Below are 22192 nucleotides of genomic sequence, written 5' to 3'. Positions count from 1 at the left end.
AGCGACCCCGAAAGGCCGAGAATCGCGGCCGTTGGAATGTCTTACCATGCCGCGGCGCGGGCCGGCATCATTCCGCCCCACCGCGCCGGCCGGTTACGCGGCGACGTCCCGGGCCGCGGGGCCGGCCCAGTCGGCGCCCCATAGCTGCACGACATGGCCGGGCGACACCTCCCGGTAGTGGCGCTCCGGCGCGACATGATCCGGCGCACGGATCGGGCTGCGGATCTCGTCGTCGGCGAGGCCGTGCCGGTCCCGCCGCCGCGCCGGGTCCGGGACCGGAACCGCGGCGAGCAGCTTCCTGGTGTAGGGGTGCTGCGGGTCGCCGAAGACCGCCGCCCGGGGGCCGATCTCCACGATCTCGCCGAGATACATCACCGCCACCCGGTGGCTCATGCGCTCCACCACGGCCATGTCGTGCGAGATCATGAGGTAGGCGAGGCCCATGTCGGCCTGCAGGTCGAGCATCAGGTTCACGACCTGCGCCTTCACCGACACGTCGAGGGCCGAGACCGCCTCGTCGGCCACGATCAGCCGGGGCTTCAGGGCGAGCGCCCGGGCGATGCAGATGCGCTGGCGCTGCCCGCCGGAGAATTCGTGGGGGAACCGGTTGGCGGTCTCCGGCGACAGGCCGACCTTGGCCAGCAGGTCCTCGGCCCGCTGTCGGGCCTCCCGGCGGGTGGCGAGGCGGTTGATCAGCAGCGGCTCCGCGACCGCCGCGCCGACGCTCATCCGCGGATCGAGGCTGGCGAACGGGTCCTGGAAGATCATCTGCATCCGCTGCCGCCGGACGCGCAGGGCCTTCGGATCGAGGGCCATGACGTCCTCGCCGTCGAGGAGGACCGAGCCGGACAGGGGCTCGATGAGGCGCAGGATCGAGCGTCCGGTGGTCGACTTGCCGCAACCCGATTCGCCGACGAGCGCCAGGGTCTCCCCCGCCGCCACGCTGAACGAGACCCGCTCCACCGCATGGATGCGGCCCGTGACGCGGCCGAACAGCCCGGAGCGGATGTCGAACCGGGTCGTCAGGTCGCGCACTTCGAGCACCGGGCGCTCGGCGGCCCGGACCGTGTCGGGGGTCTCCGGCATCGCGCCCTCCGCGCCGGTGTCGCGGTCGACCACCGGAAAGCGGAGGGGCCGGGAGCGGCCCGCCATCGCCCCGAGGCGTGGAACGGCCGCCAGCAGCGCCCGGGTATACGGCTCCGCGGGCGCGTCGAAGATCCGCGCGGTCGGCCCGGCCTCCACGGCCCGGCCCCGGTACACCACCACCGTGCGGTCGGCGATCTCGGCCACGACGCCCATGTCGTGGGTGATGAACAGGACCGACATGCCCTCGTCGTCCTGGAGGCTCTTGATCAGGTCGAGGATCTGGGCCTGGATCGTCACGTCGAGGGCCGTGGTTGGCTCGTCGGCGATCAGCAGCTTCGGCCGGCAGGCGAGCGCCATGGCGATCATCACCCGCTGGCGCATGCCGCCGGAGAACCGGTGCGGGTATTCGTGCAGCCGCGTGCGGGCGGCGGGGATCCGCACCTTGTCGAGGAGCCGCAGGGCCTCCGCCTCCGCGGCGGACCGCGACAGGCCCCGGTGCTGGATCAGCGCCTCGGCGATCTGGAAGCCGATGGTCAGAACCGGGTTCAGGGAGGTCATCGGCTCCTGGAAGATCATCGCGACGGAATCGCCGCGCACGCGCCGCATCTCGGCGTCGGAGGCGCTGAGCAATTCCCGTCCATCGAAGCGCACGCTGCCGCCGACGCGGCAGGAATCCCGCGGCAGGAGGCGCAGGATCGCCATCGCGCTGACGCTCTTGCCGGAGCCCGACTCGCCGACCAGCGCCACGGTCTCCCGGGGGCCGACGTCGAACGAGACGCCGTGCAGCACCTCCCGCCACCGCCCCTCCGTGCGGAACGAGGCGGTGAGGTCGCGCACCGACAGGACCGGATCCGCCACGGGCATCACTCCTGGTTCATCATCGTGTCACGGCGCTTCTCGACATCCACGGCTGCCAACCCCGTCTTTGCGAGCGCAGCGAAGCAATCCAGGGACCCGCCACGCTCCGAGACGTCCCGCTGCACTGGATTGCTTCGCTGCGCTCGCAAAGACGGTGGGGGAGAGACGCCGCGCATCCGCTACAGCACCCGGCGCGGGTCGAGGGCGTCCCGCAGGCCGTCGCCGATGAAGTTGATCGACAGAACCGTCAGGAAGATCGCCGCCCCGGGAAACAGCGCCCAGTGCGGGGCGACGTCGAGATGGTCCTTGGCGTCGAACAGCAGCCGGCCCCAGGTCGGGATATCGGGCGGGAAGCCGAGGCCGAGGAACGACAGGGTCGATTCCGCAATGATCGCCGCCGAGACCTCGATGGAGGCAGCCACGATCACCGGCCCCAGCGCATTGGGCAGGATGTGACGGCGCACGAGGTGGCCGGTGGTCGCCCCCTGCGAGCGGGCGGCCTCCACGAACTCCTTCTCCCGCAGGGTCAGGAACTGCGCCCGCACCAGCCGGGCGACCGGCATCCAGCGCAAGCCGCCGATCACCGCGACGATCATCACGAACACGCCGCCCTGGACGCCGAAGACGGCCTTCAGCGTGTCGCGGAACAAATAGATCACCAGAAGCAGCAGCGGCAGTTGCGGCAACGACAGGAACAGGTCGGTGAGCCACATCAGCGCCGGGTCGAGGAGGCGGCGCGACATGCCCGCCAGGGCGCCGACCACGATGCCGATCACGCTCGCCACCGCCATGGCCACGAAGCCGACCGCCAGCGAGATGCGGCCGCCTGAGATCATCCGCGCCAGCAGATCCTGGCCGAGGTCGTCGGTGCCGAACGGGTGGTCCCAGGACGGGCCCTGGAGCTGGGCCGCGAAGTCGATGTCGTCGATGGCGACCGGCCAGACCAGCCCGCCGACCAGGACGCCCATCACCAGCACCGCCAGCACGGCGACGCTCGCCAGCGCCAGCCGGTGCCGCCGGAAGCGGCGCCACGTCTCCCGCCCCGGCGAGGCCGGGGCGCGGGGCGGCGCCTCAACGGAGGGCGATGCGAGGGTCGAGCCAGCCATAGAGCAGGTCCGCGACGAGGTTGAACAGGATAACGAGGGCGGCGAACACGAAGGTCACCGCCATCACCACCGGCGTGTCGTTGGAGAGCATCGCGTCGATCAGCAGCGAGCCGATGCCGGGAATCCGGAAGATCTGCTCGGTGACGATGGCGCCGCCGAACACCGCCGGGATCTGGAGGGCGACCAGGGTCACCACCGGGATCAGGGCGTTGCGGGCGACGTGCCGGCGGGTGACGGTGCCCTCGGTGAGCCCCTTGGCCCGGGCGGTGGTGACGTAGTCGAGCCGGGCGACGTCGAGCGCCGAGGCCCGGACGTAGCGGGTGTAGGAGGCGGCCTGGAAGAAGCCCAACACCGCCACCGGCATGATCGCCTGCCGCACGTTCGCCCAGACCCAGGCGAGCCCGCTACCGGGCAGGTCCGCCTGATACACGAAGGGCAGCCAGCCGAGCTTGATCGAGAAAAGCAGGATGAACAGCAGGCCGGTGAAGAAGGTCGGTAGGGAGAAGCCGACGAAGGCCAGCGTGTTGGCGACCTGATCCGCCAGGGAATAGGGCCGCCGGGCCGCGTAGAGCCCCACCGGCACCGCCACCAGCAGGGCCAGCACCTGCGACGAGCCCACCACGAACAGGGTGGTCGGCAGGCGCTGGAGGATCAGCGTATCGACGTTCACCCGGCTGGCGAAGGAGAAGCCCCAGTCGCCGTGCAGCATCGCCACCAGCCAGCGCAGGTAGCGGGTGAGGATCGGGTCGTCGAGGCCGAACTTCACCCGCAAGGCCGCCCGCACCTCGGGGGGCACGTTGGGGTTGGCGGCGAGTTCGCCGAACGGGTCGCCCGGCGCCAGCGCCAGGACGACGAACAGGATCAGGCTGATGCCGAGCAGGCTCGGGATCGCGATGAGCAGCCGCCGCAGGATGTAGGCGCCCATGGCGCGGCCTCCCGTTCAGGCGTCCCGGCTCCATTCGGGCAGGAAGGCGAGGTCGTTGTCCCAGCCGCTGCGGGGCGCCACCAGCTTGGCGGCCACACCCGACACCTCCGCCCGGTGGACCAGGGGCAGGACGTTCTGCGACACCGCGAGGTCGTTGGCCTTAATAAACAGGGCGGCGCGCTTGACCGGGTCCAGTTCGGTCTGGGCGGCATTGTAGAGGGCGTCGAACTCCGTGTTGCGCCAGCGGGCGATGTTGCGGCCCTGCCACTTGTTCTCCTTCGTGGCGGCCTCCCAGGAGACGTATTGCAGCATCCACGTCGCCGGGTCGGCCTGGGTCATGTTGATCGCGTACATCTCCATGTCCGCATAGAAATGCGGGAAGGTGTCCGGGTTGGCCGCGTCGGAGGAGAAGAACACCGAGCCGGTGACCGATTTCAGCTCGATCTCGATGCCGGCCTTGCTGGCAGCCTGCTTGATGATTGCCTGGGTCTTCTGGCGCGGGGCGTTGATCGAGGTCTGGAACAGCAGCTTCAGCCGCCTGCCGTCCTTGGCGCGGATCCCGTCCGGGCCCTTCGTCCAGCCCGCCTCGTCGAGGAGTGCGTTGGCCCTGGCCGGGTCGAAGGCGAAGCTGGTGTTCCGGGAGACGAAGCGCTCCGGGCCGTTCACCGAGTTGGCGGTGGCCCGGCCGGTGCGGCCATAGATGTAGTCCTGGATCGACTTGCGGTCGATGAGCAGGTTCATCGCCTGGCAGACCTTCGGGTCGGTGAAGGCGGGGTGCTTGGTCTTGAGGGAGGACTTCTCCCCATCGACCTCGACGGTCGGGTCGGTGGTGTTCAGCAGCACGAATTCGAGCTTTCCGCCAAAGACTACATCGACCCGGCCCTTGCCGCCGGTCTCCAGGCGCTTGAGCACCTCGTCCTCGACGAGCAGGTTCCAGGCGTAATCGTATTCGCCGGTCTGGAGCACGGCCCGGGCGGCCGAGACCGCATCGCCGCCGCCCTTCATCTCCAGGGTGTCGAAATACGGCCGGTTCGGCAGGTGATAGCTCGGGTTGCGTTCGGCGCGGACGATGTCGCCGGGGCGGAACTCCACGAACCGGTACGGCCCGGTGCCGACGGGGGCGAGGTTCTGCGGCGCATCCCGGGACTTGGCGCCGGCATAGGGGCTGAAGAGGTGCTTCGGCATGATCGCGCCGACATTGCCGACGAAGGCGTCGCACCAGTAGGGCGTCGGCTTGTCGAACAGCACCCGCACCGTGAGGTCGTCGACCTTCTCGACCTTGCAATCCCTGTAGGAGCCCGTCGTGACCGCCGCCGTGGCGGGGTCGCGGGCGTAGTCCCAGGTGAAGACGAGGTCGTCGGCGGTGAGCGGCTTGCCGTCGTGCCACGTCACGCCGGGCTTGATCGTCCATGTCACCGAACGGCCGTCGGCCGCCAGCGCCCCGTTCTCCCGCGACGGAATCGCGGCGGCCAGGACGGGCACGAGGTTGCCCTCCGCATCCCAGGCGGCCAGGGGCTCGTAGAAGATGCGCGACGCCTCCTGATCCTTCGTGCCGACCGCGAAATGCGGGTTGAGCAGCGTCGGCGCCTGCCACCACAGCAGCTTCAGCGCACCGCCGCCGCCCGCCTTGGCGGGCTTGTAGGCGGTCCGGAGATCGGCCGCCGCCACGCCGTTATCGGCCAGCATCAGGCCGGCCAGCGGCGCGGTCAGGCCCAGGGCCGCGATCCGCTGCACGAAGGCACGCCGTGACAGCTGGCCGGACTTCACCCGCCCTATGAGGCCGCGCAGGTCCCGCTCGTCCATGATCATTCCTGGTTGCCGCCGAGATGGGAACAGCATCATTCCGGCACGAGCCTTGGCAAGGGGCGCGCCAGTGACGCTTCAACCGAAACGTGTCGCCACGGACCCGATCCCCATGGTTTGATGGCCCCGACCCTGCAGGGGCGCGCCCGTGACGGGCGTGCCCGCCCGCGCCGCCCTCCCGGAGACCGAGGCCATGGACAACCGCAACACCGTGTGGCGCCACGTCGATGCGCAGAAGGAGCGGCTGATCGCCCTCTCCGACCGCGTCTGGGCCATGCCGGAGGTGTGCTACACCGAGACGCGCTCCTGCGCCGAGCACGTGGCGGAGCTCCGCCACCAGGGTTTCCGGGTCGACGAGCACGTCGCCGGCATCCCCACGGCGGTGATGGGGGAGGCCGGGGCGGGAGGCCCGGTCGTCGCCATCCTCGGGGAATACGACGCGCTGCCGGGCCTGTCGCAGGAGGCGGGCGTCGCCGCGCACAGACCCGTGGAAGCTGGCGGGCACGGCCACGGCTGCGGACACAACCTGCTCGGCGCGGCGGCCCTTCTCGCCGCCACGGCGGTCAAGGACTGGCTCGCCGAGACCGGAACGCCCGGCCGCGTGCGCTATTACGGCTGCCCGGCGGAGGAGGGCGGTGCCGCCAAGGCCTTCATGGTGCGCGCGGGGGCCTTCGCGGACGCGGAGGTCGCGATCTCCTGGCACCCGGCGAGCTTCTGGGAGGTGGCCCCGCCCCTGGCCCTGGCCAACACGCGGGCGGACTTCGTCTTCACCGGACGTACCGCCCACGCCGCGGCCGTGCCGCATCTCGGGCGCTCGGCGCTGGATGCGGTGGAGCTGATGAGCGTGGGCGTGAACTACATGCGTGAGCACATGCCCTCCGACGCGCGGGTCCACTACGCGTATCTCGACGCGGGCGGCATCGCCCCCAACGTCGTCCAGGCGAGGGCGGCCGTGCGTTACTCGATCCGGGCCCGGGACCTTCCGGGCATGCTCGGTCTGGTGGAGCGGGTGAAGAAGATCGCCCAGGGCGCCGCCCTGATGACCGAGACGGAGGTCGAGGTGCGGATCGTCAGCGCCGTGTCGAACCTCCTGGGGAACGACCCGCTCGAGCAGGCGCTGCACGGGGTGATGGAGGAGCTCGGCCCCCCGCATTTCGACGAGGCCGACCGCGACTTCGCCCAGGCGATCCGGGCGACCCTGGGCGACGGCGATATCGATGCCGCCTTTCGTGCCATCGGGATGCCGCGGACGGAGGCACCGCTGGCCGATTTTCTCGTGCCCCTGGACGCCCGGCGCAACCCGGCCATCGGATCAACGGATGTCGGCGACGTGAGCTGGGTGGTGCCGACCGTGCAGGCCCACGCGCCGACGGTGGCGGTAGGCACGCCGTTCCACACCTGGCAGGTGGTGGCGCAGGGGTGCAGTCCGGCCGCCCACAAGGCGATGGTGCAGGTCGCCAAGGCGATGGCCGCCACGGCCGTGCGGGCACTCACCGACGAGGGCCTGCGTGAGGCCGCCAGGGCGGACCTCGCCCGGCGAGTCGGCGCGGGCGGCTACGTCTCGCCCCTTCCGGCGGAGATCGGGCCGCCGCTGCGCATGTCCGTGGCCTGAGCCGGTCCCGGACGCTTTCCGGGCCTGTCGGGGCAGGGGGCCCCGGTCATGCCCGGTCAGGCCGGGGCGTCGGCCGCTCGCAGGCCCGGGGCGAAGGCCATCGCGACCCCGCAGAGGGCCACCATGACCCAGAACGCCCCGGCGCCGAATGCGCCGTAGAGGAGGCCCCCTGCCGCGGTCAGGACCGCCGAGGCCACGCCGAGCCCGAAGGTGCCGTAGAACGTTTGGGCGGTGGCCCAGAGGCGCTCCGGCACGACCCCGACGATCAGGCGCATGGCGGCGAGGTGCAGCAGTGCGAAGGTGAGCCCGTGCATCGGCTGAACGACGGCCAGGATCGGAGCCGACGTCGTCGTCGCCATGGCGGACCAGCGCAGCGCACCGGCCCCGGCGGCGAGGAGGGCGGACCGGGCGATGCCCAGGCGCCCCAGGAGCCAGGGGCCGGCGAGCACGAAGACGAACACTTCCGAGGCGACCGCCTCCGCCCAGAGCAGGCTGATCGCGCTCGGACCGAGGCCGGCCCCGCGCCAGCGGATAACGGCGAAACCGTCGTTCAGGGCATGGCTGCCGATGACGAGCGCCCCCACCACGAGAAGCCGCCGGAACGGCCCGAGGGCCAGCAGTTCGCGGATCCCGCCCAAGCCGAGGCTCGGCAGCCCTTCCGGCGGCGGTGCGGCGGGGACGCGGGTCGTGGCGGCCGCCATGACGAGGAACAGGAGACCGCTCGACACGATGATGCTTGCCAGGCCGGCCCGGGCGACGAGGAGCCCCGAGAACAGGGTCCCGACCACGAAGGCCGCCGAGCCCGCGCCCCGGACCCAGCCATAGGCGAAGGTGCCCTCCCGTTTGGCGGCAGCGAGAGCGAGGGTGTCGGCGAGGGGCGCCAGCGCCGCGATGGCGCTGGCGTGCAGCACGCTCACCGCCAGGAGCGGCCAGAAGCCGTATCCGGCGAGGTAGGCGAAGGAGATCAGCCCCGACGCGGCGGCGGCGATGCCGAGCACGGCCCGGGTTGCGTCGTAGCGGTCGGCGAGGTGGCCGGCGACCGGGCCTGCGGCGAGGCGCATCAGCGTGCCTGCGGCGAGGGCGACGCCGATCTCACCCGGGGTCAGGCCGCGCTCCGCGAGGAAGCTCGGAAGGAAGGGGGATTCGGTGCCGTAGGCGGCGAAGAGCGAACCCTGCAGCAGCACGAAGGCCGGAAAGGACCCCGCCAGGACACGCGTCCAGGGCGTCTTCGCTTCGGTCCGCGCATCCATGCCGTCCGCTCCAGGCGTCAGACCGCCGCGGCGGACACCCGGCCAGTCTGACCTGTCCTTCTGCGGATGCCCAGCGGGCGGCGACCGGCCGTCCCCATCCTGGCGCCGCGGGCGGCCCCGGCGATGGCGGTCGTATTGGTCGCACGGGCGTTCAGGAAAGAAGTCGCCTGTCCGAGGTTGCCGTTCATGGGTGCCGGCAAGTCCGTTACCGCCGCCGGAGGCCGTCGCGCTATGAAAACTGGAAACGCGATCGGGACCGTGGAACCGGCGCCCACGCTCAGGTGCGTGGTCGCCATCCCGGTCCGGAACGAGGCGGAGCGGATCGCGGCCTGCCTGGAATCGCTGGCCGCCCAGCAGGGCATCGGTGAAAGTGGAATCGGCGTCCTGCTGTTCCTCAACAACTGCACCGACGGGACGGCGCATGTGGTCGCAGCCCTCCGTCCCTCGCTGCGGATCCCCGTCCGGGTGGTCGAGCGGACGTTCGTGGGCGCGCATGCGGGATGGGCAAGGCGCGAGGCGATGGAGGCGGCCGCCGACTGGCTCGACGAGGGCGAACCCTTCGACGGTCTGCTCCTGACCACCGACGCGGACAGCCGGGTGCCCGCCGACTGGATCGTCCGCAACCTCCAGGCGATCGCGAAAGGGGTCGACGCGGTGGCCGGCCGGATCGCCCTCGACGCGGACGACGCGGCGCGCCTGCCCGCCGCCCTGCACGTGCGGGGTGGGCTGGAGGGCGGCTACGAGGCCCGGTTGATCGCGCTCGAAGCGGTGATCGATCCGATCCCGCACGACCCCTGGCCGCGTCACTGGACGACCTCCGGGGCGACGCTCGCGGTCAGGCTCGCCACCTACCGGCAGGTCGGCGGCATGCCGCCGCTGGCGGTCGGCGAGGACAAGGCCTTCGTCTCCTCGCTCCTCTCGAGCGACGCGCGGGTGCGCCACGACCCGGACATCCTCGTCACCACCTCGGGGCGCCTCGACGGCCGGGCGCCGGGCGGTGCGGCGGACACGATGAAGCTCCGCTGCGAGGTGCCGGAGAGCCCCTGCGACCCGCGCCTGGAGCCGCTGCCCCGGGCCTTGTTCCGCTACGCGTGGCGGCGCCGGCTGCGGCGCCTCTACGCGTCGGGGCGGCTCGATCGTACACGCGCCTGGGCGCCCTGGCTCGGCATTCGCGCCGACACGGCCCGGTCCATCGCCGGATTGCCGAGCTTCGGCGCCGTCTTCGCCGCGGTCGAGGCCGCCAGCCCCAGGCTCGGCTACCACCCGCTCCGCCCCCGGGAGCTGCCGGGGCATACCCGCGCGGCGGGCTTGGTCCTTGGCCTTTTGCGTGGGGCGGGACATCTCGGCCGGGCGGTCCGTGCCGTGGGGAGCAGACCTGCCGCGGGCGATCTCACAGCCACGTCCTACGAGCGAACCGGCGATGCATGAGGGCGCTGCCTTGATCGACAGTGCCGCCGCGGCCCGACGGGAGGAACGCGCATGGACCTGAGGACCCCGCCCAACCTGACCTATGGGGCCGTCGCCGCCGCCCGGCAGGTGGCGACCGCCGCCGCCCTCCGCGCGAGCGCCCAGGACCGGGACGGCGGCTTCCCGGCCGAGGACGTCGCCGATCTCGGCCGCCTCGGCCTGCTCGCGGCGCCGATCCCCTCCGCCCATGGCGGCGCAGGCCTCGGCGAGGAGCCGGATGCGGGCGATCTCGCGACGGTGCTGCGGCTCGTCGGCTACGGCAACCTCGCCCTCGGGCGCGTGTACGAGGGCCACGTCAATGCCCTCCAGCTCATCGCCCGGTACGGGACCCCCACGCAGAGGGCGCGCCTGTTCGCGGATGCGCGCGAGGGGCATCTGTTCGGGGTCTGGAATACCGACCCGCCGGGCGAGTGCCTCAGGCTCGGCGGGGACCACCGGATCCGGGGGGTGAAGACCTTCGCCTCGGGCGCCGGCTTCGTCACGCGGGCCCTGGTGACGGTCAAGACGGCGCCCGACACCGCACCGCTGATGCTGGTCGTGCCCCTGGAGCCCGGCAGCCGCGCCGACCTGTCCGGATGGCGCGCCCACGGCATGCGCGCCTCCGCCACCGGCACCGTCGACTTCGAGGATATCACCGTCACCGATGACGAGATCCTGGGCGATTGGGGCAATTACCACCGCCAGCCGGTCTTCTCGGGGGGCGCGTGGCGGTTCACGGCGGCGCAGCTCGGCGGCATCGAAGCCGTGTTCGATGCGTGGAGGGGGCACCTCGTCGCCACGGGCCGGTGCGGAGATCCGCACCAGCTCGCCCGCATGGCCGAGGGCGCCATCGCGGTGGAGGGTGCCCGGCAATGGGTCGGCCGCGCGGCCCGGATCGTCGCCGAGGATGCACTCGCCCCCGAGCGCATCGTCGCCTTCGTCAACCTCGCCCGCATCGCCGTCGAGAGGGCCGGCCTCGACGTGCTGCAACTCGCCCAGCGCTCCGTGGGCCTGCAGGGCTTCCTGCGCGGGCACCCGCTGGAACGGCTCTCCCGTGACCTCGCCACCTACCTGCGCCAGCCTGCGCCGGACCGGGCGCTGACCACGGCGGCGGCGGAGATCCTGCAGGCCGGCGGTCTGGTCGGTGACCTCTTCGACGCGGAGGACCTATGACGGACCGCCACGCCCACTCGCTGCCGGCGAGCTATTTCGACGAGCGCTACGCCGCCGATCCGGACCCCTGGCAATTCGAGACCAGCGCCTACGAACGGGCGAAGTACCAAGCCTCCCTCGAGGCCCTGCCCCGGGCCCGGTACGCCTCCGCCCTGGAGGTCGGCTGCTCCATCGGCGTGCTGACCGAGGCCCTGGCACAGCGCTGCGATGCCGTCTTCAGCGTGGACTTGGCCGAGCGGGCCCTGGACCGAGCCCGCAAGCGGTGCCGGAGCCTGCCACATGTCCGTTTCGCGCTCGCCCGGGTGCCCGATCAATGGCCGGAGGGCACGTTCGACCTGATCCTCCTGTCCGAGGTCGTCTATTATCTCGATGCCGCCGACGTCGGCCGCTTGGTCGCGCGTGTCCGGGGTTCCCTGAGGCCGGGCGGAGCCGTCCTGCTCGTGCACTGGACGGGTGAGACGCACTATCCCCTGACCGGCGACGAGGCGGCAGAATGCTTCATCGGCGGTGCCGACGCGTTCCTGCGTGTCCATGGCCACACCAGGACGGACAAATACCGGCTCGATGTCCTGGCAGGCTTTTGAACAAGTCTTTGGGAGGAGACGAGGTTTCTCCACCATCGACGACCTCCTCACGGCCCCTGCTCGCCATGACGGCAGCGGAGGCCCGCGAGTCCGTTGTTTTTGCCGCATTTTCCAACGCCGAACCGGCGTCCACTTCTGCGCTGCGGGCCCGGCGGCCGTCAGGTTGATCCCCGGTCCAACCCACTGCTACAGGCCCGGGACAGGGAGCCTCGGCTGTCGCGGAACGCAAGGAAGGACCGATCCGTGGCCGTCACGCTCGCCGATCTCGTCGCCCGCGCCGCGGACCGCGCCCGCCGGCTCTCCCAGCGGTTTCCGGGCTCGCTGGCCAAGGACGACCTGCCCTGGCTGGTGATCGAGGCGTTCGACGCGGACGTGCGCGGCCATGTCGAGCGCGATCCCCGGATCGAGGATGAGCGCGACCGCGTGCTGATCGCAGCCGTGAAGCTGGCCGAGACCCCGCCGGAGGAGGAGGCCGAACTCTCCGCCGCCCGCGACCACCTCGTGGATGCGATCGACTTCCTGGAACAATCCGTCCTGCGCTTCGGCTTGGTCAACCGCCGGGCGGCGAAGCTTCGCCTCGGCGATGCCGGCCAACGGGTCGGCCGGTCAGGCGGTATCGGGAGCGGTTCCGCGCCGTGACCGGGGAAGCATCCGAGGCTGGCGGCCGCGGATGATGATTATTCGTCTGCACAAGAATATGTGAATACTATTTATTCGACCTGGCTTCAAGGGGCATGGCCCGCTGTCTCCTGCAGGCGAATACTGTCGATCCCGGCCCGATTCGGGTCCGGCGACACGCGTCATGCAGAAAAGAGGGAGGTGTTTCGATGTCCGAGAACAGACAGGCGGCCCTCGGCGCCGCGGTATCGTGCCTCGTCGCGGCCGGTGTCCTGGGCCTGGCTCCGATGCCGGCCCGGGCGGGGGATCTTCCCGCTCAAGGCGAGTATCACATCTATTATACCGGCCTGAACCCGTCGCCGACCAAGCCGGTGCAGATCGGGCCGCAGCGCAGCGTGACCGTGAGCACCAGCGTGATGACCGCGGTCAACGCGGCCGGCAGCGGTCTCCTGCACAACATGGCCGGGCGCTGCACCGGCATGCCCGCCGTGGATGCCGCCGCGAAGACGATGGAGAGTCACGGCTACTCCGACTACGTCGATGCGGACGGAGACCACGCCTACGAGAAGTGGGACTACCCCGTTCAGCCCCTCGCCCAGGCGTCCGAGGGGACCGGTGAATGGATCGGCGGAACGGGCAAGTTCGCCGGGCTCTCCGGTCGGATCACCATCAAGAGCCAGCGCCTGAATACCCTCGCGGACGGCATGGTGCAGGTCGTCGGCGAGAAGACCGGAACCTACACCCTCGGCGCCAAGACCGCGTCGGAGAACTGACGGTCCGGATCCGGGCCCGGCACTGGCGGGGGCCTCTCACCCGTGCCGGAGCAGGAGCGGCGGGCGGCTCGTGGCGGCCCGCCGCTGCTTCGCGGCCCCGCGGTCGCCGTGGGGCCGGTCCTCCTCCATCCGGATCTGCTCGATGAGCATCGGCTTGGCGTAGTAGTAGCCCTGGGCGCAGCGGATCTGCGTGGCGGCCAGGAGGTAGGCGACCTCGTCGGAGGTCTCCACGCCCTCCGCGACGACGGACATGCCCAGGGCGAGGCCGAGGGATTCGATCGCCTTGAGCACGATCTGGCTGCGCGGGCGCCGATGGATGTCGGTGATGAAGGAGCGGTCGATCTTCAATTCGTCCGCGGTGATCTCCGCCAGGGCGGCGAGGGAGGAGTAGCCGACCCCGAAATCGTCGATGGAGACCCGGGCGCCGATCTCCCGGATGCGCGGCAGCACCTCCCGCTGGAACCGCCCCTTGGTGAAGAAAGCCTCCTCGGTGAGTTCCAGGATGAAGCGCGAGGCGAGGCCCGTCCGCCCCAGCGCCTCGCAGAAGCCGGTCATGAACGGTACGTCACAGGCCTGCTTGGCGGCGATGTTCAGGCTCACGGTGACGTCCGGGCCGAACATGGCGTCGAGGTCGGGGATGGCCCGCACGGTCTCGGAGAGCACCTGGAGGGTGATCTCGTTGATCAGGCCGAGTTCGATGGCGAGGCCGACGAAGTCGCCCGGCGCCTGGATCACGCCGAGTTCGTCCCGCCACCGCAGGAGAACCTCCACGCCCTTCACGGCGTGGCTGCGCATGTCGACCTTGGGCTGGAACGCGCAGCAGAAGCAGCGGTCCCGGATCGCCAGCCGCAGCCGCTGTTCCACCGCCATGCGGGCGGTGGCGGCCTGGCTCATCGTTTCCTCGAAGATGCTGACGCCGCCCTTCACGCTGCCCTTCACCCGGTACATGGCGCTGTCCGCCTGGCGGCGCAGGGTCTCGTAGCTGGTACCGTGGTCCGGATAGAGGCTCAGGCCGATGGAGGCGGAGGCGAAGATTTCGTGCCCGTCGATGAAGAAGGGCTGCTTCAGCCGGTCCGAGATCTCGCAGATCGCGGCGAAGGCCGCGGTGCAATCGTCCACGGGGTTCAGGAGGAGCACGAACTCGTCGCCGCCGAGGCGGGCCAGCATGTCGCTCGCGCGGAGGGCGCCGCGGATCCGGTCCGCGACCTTGCGCAGGAGCGTGTCGCCGGCGGCGTGGCTGTAATAGTCGTTGATGTGCTTGAAGTTGTCGAGGTCGATGAAGGCCAGGGCGAAGCGGTCCGTGAGGTGAGCCTCGCCGATCAGCTCCTCGATGCTCTGCTCGAACATCATCCGGTTCGGCAGCCCGGTGAGGGCGTCGATGTAGGCCCGGCCGATGAGGTCCCGCTGGATCGCGTGGTGCTGCGTGACGTCGAGCAGGGTGGTGAGAGTGAAGTCCTCGCTGTCCACGCTCAGCCCGCGGGCCTGCGCCTCCACGACCCGGTCGGCCACCTCCGTCACCACGCTGGCCCCGTGTGGGGGCGTGGCTTCCGACGGAAGATCCTGCGCCGCCTCGGGGACGAGGTCCCGCGCGGCGGCGTTGGCCAGGATGCAATGGCCCTGGGCATCGTGAACCACGATCCCGAGGGGCAGGGCCTGGATGGCCGCCTCGAGAAGGTGACGCCGATGGCTGGTATGCGCCGGTGCGCTCACGCTCAATCCTGCTGCCACAGCGACCGTGCAAGGCGGTGGCCCGCCTCGGGCTGACCCTGGCCGTCGGCCGGCTCCAGGGTCCGTCGGAGAAGGCGGCGATGCGCCTGATCGAGGGCAGGGCCGTTGCCCTGCTCCGCGCCGGCCTCCCGGCCGAGGCGAGCCGCGACCGAGCCTTCGATATCGAGACCGGCGGGCTTGCTCATGGTAGCGGCCCGCCACCGCTCCACCACGGCCCCCACGAAGGGGCCGTTGGCGAGGGGCTGGCTCCCGTCCGCCACGCGTCCGGTCATGTCGTTGCGCGGCTGCCGGTTCGGCGGCAGCTGCCCGAAGGTCATCCGGGCGGGGACCGGCACGCCTTCGCCGAAGGCGATGACCTCCCCGGTGCCCAGGGACGGCACGAAGGCGAGGAGGTTGACCGCATCGGTGACCGCCGCGGCGAGGAAGGCTTGGTCCCGCTCGTTCGTCATGCGCATGGCGAACAGGGTGCTGCACTGGGAGATGATGGCCGGATCGAGCTCCGCCGGCCGCTGGGTCACGAGCCCGAGGAACACGCCGTGCTTGCGGCCCTCCCGGGCAATGCGCGACAGGGCCCGGCGGGTGGGCGTGAAGCCGACCGACCGGTCCGCGGAGGCGTAGCGGTGGGCCTCCTCGCAGACGAGGAGGAGCGGCACGGCGCCCTCGCTCCAGATCCCGAACTCGAAGGCGAGGCGGCAGAACACGCAGACCACCGCATCGACCACCTCGGTAGGCAGGCCCGCAAGCTGCATGATCGTCATCGGGCGGCCGTCCGGCTCAAGCCGGAACAGGTGGGCGAGGAGTTCGCCCATCATGTCGCCGCCGACATTGGCGTTCTCGAACATGAAGCCGTAGCGTGGATCGTTGCGGATCGTCTCGATCCGCGAGATCAGCCGGTGGTAGTGCATCCGGGAGGCGCGGTTCTCCAGCCGGCCCATCCGCTCGTCGATGAGCAGGGTCAGGTCCTGGAGCGTGTAGGGAACCGGCGTGTCGACGGTGAAGCCGGCATTCTTGCCGAGGCCCCGCTTGACCACGCCCCGGTCTGAGGAATCCTTGTACTGGAGGTATTTAGTCTTCGCGAGGGGGATCGTCTCCGCCAGGATCTCGATCTCCTCGTCGACCGGCGTGCGCCCACCGTAGATGACGTCGGTTATCTCTTCCAGGTTGAACAGCCAGAACGGGAGCTTGAGGTTGCGCGGGTTGACGATGTTCGCCCGGTCGCCGAAGCACGAGGCGTATTCGTTGTGCACGTCGAGGAGGAAGACGCGCACGGCCTGCTGCGCGCCCATGACCTGATCGAGGATCACCGCCACGCCGCTCGACTTGCCGACTCCGGTCGCCCCCAGCACGGCGAAGTGCTTGGACAGGAGGTCGTTGATCTTGATGCAGGCCGGCGTGTCCGGGTCCTGGTAGAGGGTGCCGACCGAGACCGTGTCGGAGCCGGACACTTGGTAGACCGCCCGCACGTCCGAGGGCGGCAACAGGTCGACCATGTCGCCGATCGCCGGATAGCGGGCGATGCCCCGGCGGAACCGCTTGTCCTCGCCCTCGCCCAGGATCTCGCCGAGGAGGTCGAGGCCCGCATAGGCGCTCTGCCCCGAGCCGGCCTCGGCCCGGGAGGACAGAGTCGTGATGATGCCCACGAGGACGGCGCCGCCCGCCAGGACGCGTACGAACTTGCCGACGGTCACCCGGATCTCGGGCCGGCCCTCGGTCGCGTGGAGGGCGAGGTTGACCTTGAGGCCGTCGATGGACGCGACAGTCCCGATCCGCGTCGGGGCGTCGCCGGAGCTTCCTGTCGTGCTGAGCATCATCAAACCTCTGGACGATCCTCGGTCCTTCCGCATACGGCAAGGCGCAACGCGTTTCGGACGATTCTCGACACACACAGTGCCGGATTGTTGTTGATAAATTCCTTACAATCTAGGATTGAGATACCATTAATGATGTATTAAAGGCACAAGCGTGCTCTACAACTTCAGGAATAGACTTACTGATTGACTGAGCAGCGGGGATTATACGGCAGAAAAATTGGAACCTCGGTGAGGATCGATTGTGGCGAGGGATCGTCATTTCTCAGCAGCCTGCCCCCGGCCGGTCATGCCGCACCCCCTGTCGCGCCCTGCACTCCCGCGGGTCCGGCGGCTTGTGATCAAGGCCCCCTGATCATCCTCCGCCGCCGGATCGGTCAGGAATCGGTCTCCTTGAGGTGGAGGTAGGTCGGGTCGAACTCCCCGGCCCTGGCCAGCGCCGTCCAGTCGTGGATCGTCAGCCGGCCGCCGCTGAGGGTGATCAGCCCCCGCTCCCGGAGTTCCTTCAGGATCCGGTTCACGTGGACCGAGGAGATGCCGAGGGCGTCGGCCAGCTCGTACTGGGTCAGGGCCAGGGGGCAGCTGTGTCCCGTCGCGAGGCCGACGACCTCCATGCGCACCATCAGTTCGCAGAACAGGTGCGCCATGCGCGGATAGGATTCCCGCCGGCCGTTGTTGAGCATCCATTCCCGGGACAGGGCGCCCTCGATCAGGGTGGTCCGCCAGAAGACGTCCCCCAGCCGGGGGTGCGCGTCGAACATCGCCCGCAGGGCATCATGGGCGACGAAGCCGATGCGCAGGTCCGTCACCGCGCTGATGCTGAAATCCAGCACCTCAAGGTGCAGGCTCTGGAAGTCCGGCACGTCGCCGGGGACATGGTAGGCCACCACCTGACGCCGGCCGTCCCGGGTGGTCTTGTAGGTGGCGGCGAGGCCGCTCAGCACGGCGAAGCACCGGTTCGGCCGGTCGTGCTCGACGACGACGTCCTGATGAGCCTCGTATCGGGCCACGTGCATCGGCAGCCCCGCCAGGGCCTTCCGCTCGGGTTCCGAGAGGTCGAACAGGGCGACGCTCGCAACCTTGCGGACGAAAGGATGGTTGTCCGCCTCCACCGTTCCCGTCATCGGGCTCCCCTATCGTAACCGGCGGGATTATAGGGCAGAACGTGGCCATGAAGGGGGGCTCCCGTCGGTTTTCCCGTGGGGAGACGGCGCCCTCCACCGGCTGCGCGGACAGGGCTCACGATGCTTTCGACGGAGATGATCGTCCTCGCGCTGTCGGTTCTGCTTCTTGTCGTCCACATCTCCATCCAGGGTGGCGCCGTCACCCGGGAGCGCGGTCCGGACTGGAACATGGGGGCCCGGGACGGGGCGCAGGCCCCCCTCGGGGTGATGGCCGGAAGGGCCGCCCGGGCCCTCGAGAACTACAAGGAAACGTGGCCGGCGCTGATCGCCCTGGCGCTCGCCCTGGCGGTCACCGGCCGCACCGGCGGGGTCGGCGCCGTGGGCGCCGTGGTCTGGCTCGCCGCCCGGATCCTCTACATCCCGCTCTACCTCGCCGGCATCCGCGTCTGGCGCACGCTGGTCTATGTGGTCTCCATGGCCGGTCTGACCATGATGGCCGTCCGCCTGTTCACCGGGAGCTGAAACGCTGTCTCACGTCCGTGGTTCGTAGAAGGCGCTTCGGGCTCTTGTCACTGCAGCATTTTTTCCAAGCCTGACCGGCGGAAGAGGTGTGAGGCCGGGCGCCCCGGGGGCTTCCCCGCGACGGGGGGAGGGCAGGGGGCCCTCCCCGGCCGGAGCCTTTTGATTCAGGTCAAGGTTCGCCCTTCGGCGGGTGCCTAACGCAGCAGGACCGATCCCTGTGCGAGGCGTCACGAGCGAGCCATGGCCGCGATATCCGGTCGCAAATACATGACGGAGGGAGAGGCGGGCTTGAGCCTTTTCCTGCTCGGCGGCGCGTTCCTGTGCGCCATCGCCTCGGCCCGGGCGGTGGATACGCCCTTCGGCATCCACATGGCCCTGTTCGCCGTGGCCGCGGCGGCGGGGCTCGCGGCCCTCCTGAAGCGCTACGAGCACCGGCCCGCGGCGCCCCCGCCGCAGGAAATCGAGGGCAAGCCGAACTATCGTTTCGGGCCGGTCAAATTCGCGGCCGTCGCGGCCATGGGCTGGGGCATCGCCGGCTTTCTGGTGGGCTGCATCATCGCCTTCCAGCTCTGGGCGCCGGCCCTGAACTTCGGCCTCGAATACACGACGTTCGGGCGCCTGCGGCCGCTTCACACCTCGGCGGTGATCTTCGCCTTCGGCGGCAACGTGCTGATCGGGACCTCGTTCTATGTCGTCCAGCGCACCTGCCGGGCGCGGCTGGCGGGGGATCTCGCGCCCTGGTTCGTGGTGCTCGGCTACAACCTGTTCATCGTCATCGCCGGCACCGGCTACCTGATGGGGGTGACCCAGTCGAAGGAATATGCCGAGCCGGAATGGTACGCCGACCTGTGGCTCACCCTCGTCTGGGTGGTCTACCTGCTGGTGTTCCTGGGCACGGTCATGAAGCGCCGGGAACCCCACATCTTCGTGGCGAACTGGTTCTACCTCGCCTTCATCGTCACCATCGCGATGCTGCACGTCGTGAACAACCTCGCCCTGCCGGTGACGGTGTTCGGCTCCAAGTCCTACCCGATCTTCTCCGGCGTTCAGGATGCCCTGATCCAGTGGTGGTACGGGCACAACGCGGTGGGCTTCTTCCTCACCGCCGGCTTCCTGGCCATCATGTACTACTTCGTCCCGAAGCGCGCCGAGCGGCCGATCTACTCCTACCGGCTGTCGATCATCCACTTCTGGGCGCTGATCTTCATGTACATCTGGGCCGGTCCGCACCACCTGCACTACACGGCCCTGCCGGACTGGGCGCAGACGCTGGGCATGACCTTCTCGATCATGCTGTGGATGCCCTCCTGGGGCGGCATGATCAACGGGCTGATGACCCTCTCGGGGGCCTGGGACAAGCTCCGCACAGACCCGATCCTGCGGTTCATGGTGGTGTCGCTGGCCTTCTACGGCATGGCGACCTTCGAGGGGCCGATGATGTCGATCAAGGCCGTCAACGCCCTGTCGCACTACACCGACTGGACCATCGGCCACGTCCATTCCGGGGCGCTCGGCTGGGTGGCCTACATCTCCTTCGGCGCCCTGTATTGCCTGGTGCCGTGGCTGTGGAACCGCAAGGAGGTCTACTCCCTCAAGCTGGTGGAGTGGCACTTCTGGATCTCGACGCTCGGCATCGTCCTGTACATCACCGCGATGTGGGTCGCCGGGATCATGCAGGGCCTGATGTGGCGCGCCTATAACAGCCTCGGCTTCCTCGAATACTCCTTCGTCGAGACCGTCGAGGCGATGCAGCCCTACTACCTCGTGCGGGCGATGGGCGGGGTACTGTTCCTGATCGGCGCGCTGATCATGGCCTACAACCTCGCCATGACCATCGCCGGCAGGACCGCCGATGCCGGCGCGGCGCTCCCCGGCCCCGCCGCCCTCGCACCGGCCGAGTGACCCGCTCCGGGGCCGCCCGCGCGGGTGGCCCCACCCACCGCCCCATCACGGAAACGATCCGATGGCCACCGCCCAACCCGGCCTCTGGAAGAGGCACGAGATCTTCGAGAAGAACTCCGTCCTCCTGCTGTTCGGCGCACTCATCGTCGTGGCGATCGGCGGCCTCGTGGAGATCACGCCGCTCTTCTACCTCAAGAGCACGGTCGAGACGGTGGAAGGCATCCGCCCCTATACGCCGCTCGAGCTTGCCGGCCGCAACATCTACATCCGCGAGGGCTGCTACCTCTGCCACAGCCAGATGATCCGGCCGATGCGCGACGAGGTCGAGCGCTACGGCCACTTCTCCCTGGCGGCCGAGAGCCTGTACGACCACCCGTTCCAGTGGGGGTCGAAGCGCACGGGGCCAGACCTCGCCCGGGTGGGCGGCAAGTATTCGGACCAGTGGCACCGGGAACACCTGCGGGACCCCCGCGCCGTGGTGCCGGCCTCGATCATGCCGCCCTATGCCTTCCTCGACCGGCCGCTCGAGGCGGAGGCCATCGCCGACGATCTCAAGGCCAATCGGGCGCTCGGCGTCCCCTACAGCGACGAGATGATCGCGCTCGCCCGCAACGACCTGAAAGCCCAGCTCGATCCCGACGGTCCCGGCGCGGCCGACCTCCAGCGCCGCTACCCCGGCGCCACCCTCCGCGACCTCTCCGGCGACAAGGGGCAGGTCGCCGAGATGGACGCCCTCGTCGCCTACCTCCAGGTGCTCGGCACCATGGTCGACTTCAAGATCTACGAAGACAAGAAGAACCTGAGGTGAGCGCCGTGACCTACGAGAGCGCAGCCGCCTTCGCGCAGACCGGCGGCCTCCTGTACTTCGTCGTCCTGTTCGCCGCCGTCGTGCTCTACGCCTTCCGGCCGCGCCACCGCGCCCGCTTCGATGCGGCCGCCCACCTCCCCTTGATCGAGGATTGAGCCGTGGCCGAGCCCGCCCTTCCAGGTTCCCCGTCCGCCGGCCCGCAGACCACCGGCCACGAATGGGACGGCATCCGCGAATACAACAACCCGCTGCCCCGCTGGTGGCTCTTCGCGCTGTACGCGACGATCGTCTGGGCGGTGGGATACTGGATCCTCTTCCCCGCCTGGCCGCTGGTGGGCGGCTATACGTCGGGGGTGCTCGGCTATTCCCAGCGGGCGAAGGTGCTTGGCGAGGTCGCCGCGGTCCGCCGGGAGCGCGACGCCCGGGGGCAGGCGCAGCTCGCCGACGCCACGGTGGCGCAGATCCGGGCGGATCCGGCCCTGCTCCGCCTCGCCCTCGCCACCGGCAAGGCGGCCTTCGGCGACAACTGCGCCGCCTGCCACGGCACCGCCGCCACCGGCAGGATCGGCTACCCGAACCTGCAGGACGACGACTGGCTCTGGGGCGGCACGCCCGAAGAGATCGAGCGGACGATCCGGTTCGGCGCCCGCTCCGGCCATGGGGAGGCGCATCTCGGGGACATGCCGGCCTTCGGGCGCGACGGCATCCTGCCGCCCGCCGACGTGGAGGCGGCAGCCACCTACGTCCTCTCCCGCTCGGGCAAGCCGGGGGTGCCGGGCGCGAGCGTCGAGAAGGGCGCCGAAATCTTCGCCGGCAACTGCGCCGCCTGCCACGGCCCGGAGGCCAAGGGCAATCCGGAGATGGGCGCCCCCAACCTGACGGACGGCATCTGGCTCTACGGCTCCGCTCCGGAGCAGGTGGTGGCCACGATCACCAACGGCCGCCGGGGCGTGATGCCCGCCTGGGAAGGCCGCCTCGATCCGGCGACGATCAAGTCGCTGGCCGTCTACGTTCACGGGTTCGGGGGCGGGCGGTAGGCGCTTGCAGCCCCGGTCGCACCCCGATA

Annotated in this window: 19 protein-coding genes; 11 read left to right on the top strand and 8 right to left on the bottom strand. The window is 70.1% G+C overall.

Features of this window, described 5'->3' with window-relative positions; genetic code table 11:
* Positions 1 to 93: 93 nt before the first annotated feature.
* The 4 genes from MFF22_RS04125 to MFF22_RS04110 all read right to left on the bottom strand — a co-directional run bounded on the left by MFF22_RS04125 (position 94) and on the right by MFF22_RS04110 (position 5778).
* Positions 94 to 1950, bottom strand: coding sequence for an ABC transporter ATP-binding protein (locus MFF22_RS04125; protein ID WP_373320177.1), 1857 nt, complete (start codon positions 1948 to 1950; stop codon positions 94 to 96).
* Positions 1951 to 2123: 173 nt separating this feature from the next.
* Entirely contained in the window at positions 2124 to 3050 is a 927-nt protein-coding gene (locus tag MFF22_RS04120; RefSeq protein ID WP_238247670.1) for an ABC transporter permease, read from the bottom strand.
* Complete coding sequence (locus MFF22_RS04115; RefSeq protein ID WP_238247669.1) at positions 3016 to 3975, bottom strand: ABC transporter permease; 960 nt, start codon at positions 3973 to 3975, stop codon at positions 3016 to 3018. The genes MFF22_RS04120 and MFF22_RS04115 overlap by 35 nt, the downstream gene beginning before the upstream one ends.
* Positions 3976 to 3990: 15 nt before the next feature.
* Entirely contained in the window at positions 3991 to 5778 is a 1788-nt protein-coding gene (locus MFF22_RS04110; RefSeq protein ID WP_238247668.1) for a peptide ABC transporter substrate-binding protein, read from the bottom strand.
* 193 nt (positions 5779 to 5971) lie between these two features.
* Between MFF22_RS04110 and MFF22_RS04105 the strand changes: the two genes are divergently transcribed.
* Positions 5972 to 7390: a M20 family metallopeptidase gene (locus tag MFF22_RS04105; RefSeq protein ID WP_238247709.1), complete on the top strand. Its 1419-nt coding sequence runs from the start codon at positions 5972 to 5974 to the stop codon at positions 7388 to 7390.
* A gap of 56 nt (positions 7391 to 7446) precedes the next feature.
* On the opposite strand, the gene MFF22_RS04100 is transcribed toward MFF22_RS04105, so the two are convergent.
* Complete coding sequence (locus MFF22_RS04100) at positions 7447 to 8640, bottom strand: MFS transporter (protein ID WP_238247667.1); 1194 nt, start codon at positions 8638 to 8640, stop codon at positions 7447 to 7449.
* Between the two features lie 258 nt (positions 8641 to 8898).
* Here MFF22_RS04100 and MFF22_RS04095 point away from each other — a divergent pair, with 258 nt between their 5' ends.
* The 5 genes from MFF22_RS04095 (at position 8899) to MFF22_RS04075 (ending at position 13234) form a co-directional block, all read left to right on the top strand.
* On the top strand, positions 8899 to 10068 hold the full coding sequence (locus MFF22_RS04095) for a glycosyltransferase family 2 protein (RefSeq protein WP_238247666.1): 1170 nt from the start codon (positions 8899 to 8901) through the stop codon (positions 10066 to 10068).
* A gap of 51 nt (positions 10069 to 10119) precedes the next feature.
* A complete protein-coding gene (locus tag MFF22_RS04090; protein ID WP_238247665.1) occupies positions 10120 to 11259 on the top strand; it encodes an acyl-CoA dehydrogenase family protein in 1140 nt (379 codons plus the stop codon).
* Positions 11256 to 11843 carry a class I SAM-dependent DNA methyltransferase gene (locus MFF22_RS04085; RefSeq protein ID WP_238247664.1) on the top strand — a complete coding sequence of 196 codons (588 nt, stop codon included), beginning with the start codon at positions 11256 to 11258 and terminating at the stop codon, positions 11841 to 11843. Before MFF22_RS04090 ends, MFF22_RS04085 begins: the two co-directional genes overlap by 4 nt.
* Before the next feature lie 243 nt (positions 11844 to 12086).
* On the top strand, positions 12087 to 12482 hold the full coding sequence (locus tag MFF22_RS04080) for a hypothetical protein (RefSeq protein ID WP_238247663.1): 396 nt from the start codon (positions 12087 to 12089) through the stop codon (positions 12480 to 12482).
* 188 nt (positions 12483 to 12670) lie between these two features.
* Complete coding sequence (locus MFF22_RS04075) at positions 12671 to 13234, top strand: hypothetical protein (protein WP_238247662.1); 564 nt, start codon at positions 12671 to 12673, stop codon at positions 13232 to 13234.
* Between the two features lie 36 nt (positions 13235 to 13270).
* Here MFF22_RS04075 and MFF22_RS04070 read toward each other — a convergent pair whose 3' ends face one another.
* The 3 genes from MFF22_RS04070 to MFF22_RS04060 all read right to left on the bottom strand — a co-directional run bounded on the left by MFF22_RS04070 (position 13271) and on the right by MFF22_RS04060 (position 17894).
* Positions 13271 to 14944: a putative bifunctional diguanylate cyclase/phosphodiesterase gene (locus tag MFF22_RS04070; RefSeq protein ID WP_238247661.1), complete on the bottom strand. Its 1674-nt coding sequence runs from the start codon at positions 14942 to 14944 to the stop codon at positions 13271 to 13273.
* A gap of 2 nt (positions 14945 to 14946) precedes the next feature.
* A complete protein-coding gene (locus MFF22_RS04065; RefSeq protein ID WP_306424660.1) occupies positions 14947 to 16773 on the bottom strand; it encodes an ATP-binding protein in 1827 nt (608 codons plus the stop codon).
* A 374-nt stretch (positions 16774 to 17147) separates the two neighbouring features.
* A complete protein-coding gene (locus MFF22_RS04060; RefSeq protein WP_238247660.1) occupies positions 17148 to 17894 on the bottom strand; it encodes a Crp/Fnr family transcriptional regulator in 747 nt (248 codons plus the stop codon).
* Between the two features lie 120 nt (positions 17895 to 18014).
* Between MFF22_RS04060 and MFF22_RS04055 the strand changes: the two genes are divergently transcribed.
* The 5 genes from MFF22_RS04055 to ccoP all read left to right on the top strand — a co-directional run bounded on the left by MFF22_RS04055 (position 18015) and on the right by ccoP (position 22163).
* A complete protein-coding gene (locus MFF22_RS04055; protein ID WP_238247659.1) occupies positions 18015 to 18416 on the top strand; it encodes an MAPEG family protein in 402 nt (133 codons plus the stop codon).
* A gap of 267 nt (positions 18417 to 18683) precedes the next feature.
* On the top strand, positions 18684 to 20318 hold the full coding sequence (gene ccoN / locus MFF22_RS04050; RefSeq protein ID WP_370877581.1) for a cytochrome-c oxidase, cbb3-type subunit I: 1635 nt from the start codon (positions 18684 to 18686) through the stop codon (positions 20316 to 20318).
* A gap of 61 nt (positions 20319 to 20379) precedes the next feature.
* Positions 20380 to 21126 carry a cytochrome-c oxidase, cbb3-type subunit II gene (gene ccoO, locus MFF22_RS04045; RefSeq protein ID WP_238247657.1) on the top strand — a complete coding sequence of 249 codons (747 nt, stop codon included), beginning with the start codon at positions 20380 to 20382 and terminating at the stop codon, positions 21124 to 21126.
* The gene (locus tag MFF22_RS04040; RefSeq protein ID WP_370877577.1) at positions 21123 to 21281 is read left to right on the top strand and encodes a cbb3-type cytochrome c oxidase subunit 3; all 159 of its coding nucleotides are present in this window, start codon (positions 21123 to 21125) and stop codon (positions 21279 to 21281) included. Before ccoO ends, MFF22_RS04040 begins: the two co-directional genes overlap by 4 nt.
* Positions 21282 to 21284: 3 nt before the next feature.
* Positions 21285 to 22163, top strand: coding sequence for a cytochrome-c oxidase, cbb3-type subunit III (gene ccoP / locus MFF22_RS04035; RefSeq protein WP_238247656.1), 879 nt, complete (start codon positions 21285 to 21287; stop codon positions 22161 to 22163).
* The last annotated feature ends 29 nt before the right edge of the window (positions 22164 to 22192 follow it).

It is taken from the genome of Methylobacterium persicinum, assembly GCF_022179525.1.
GTDB classification, from domain to species: domain Bacteria; phylum Pseudomonadota; class Alphaproteobacteria; order Rhizobiales; family Beijerinckiaceae; genus Methylobacterium; species Methylobacterium persicinum.
This window is presented reverse-complemented; position numbering and strand designations above follow the sequence as displayed.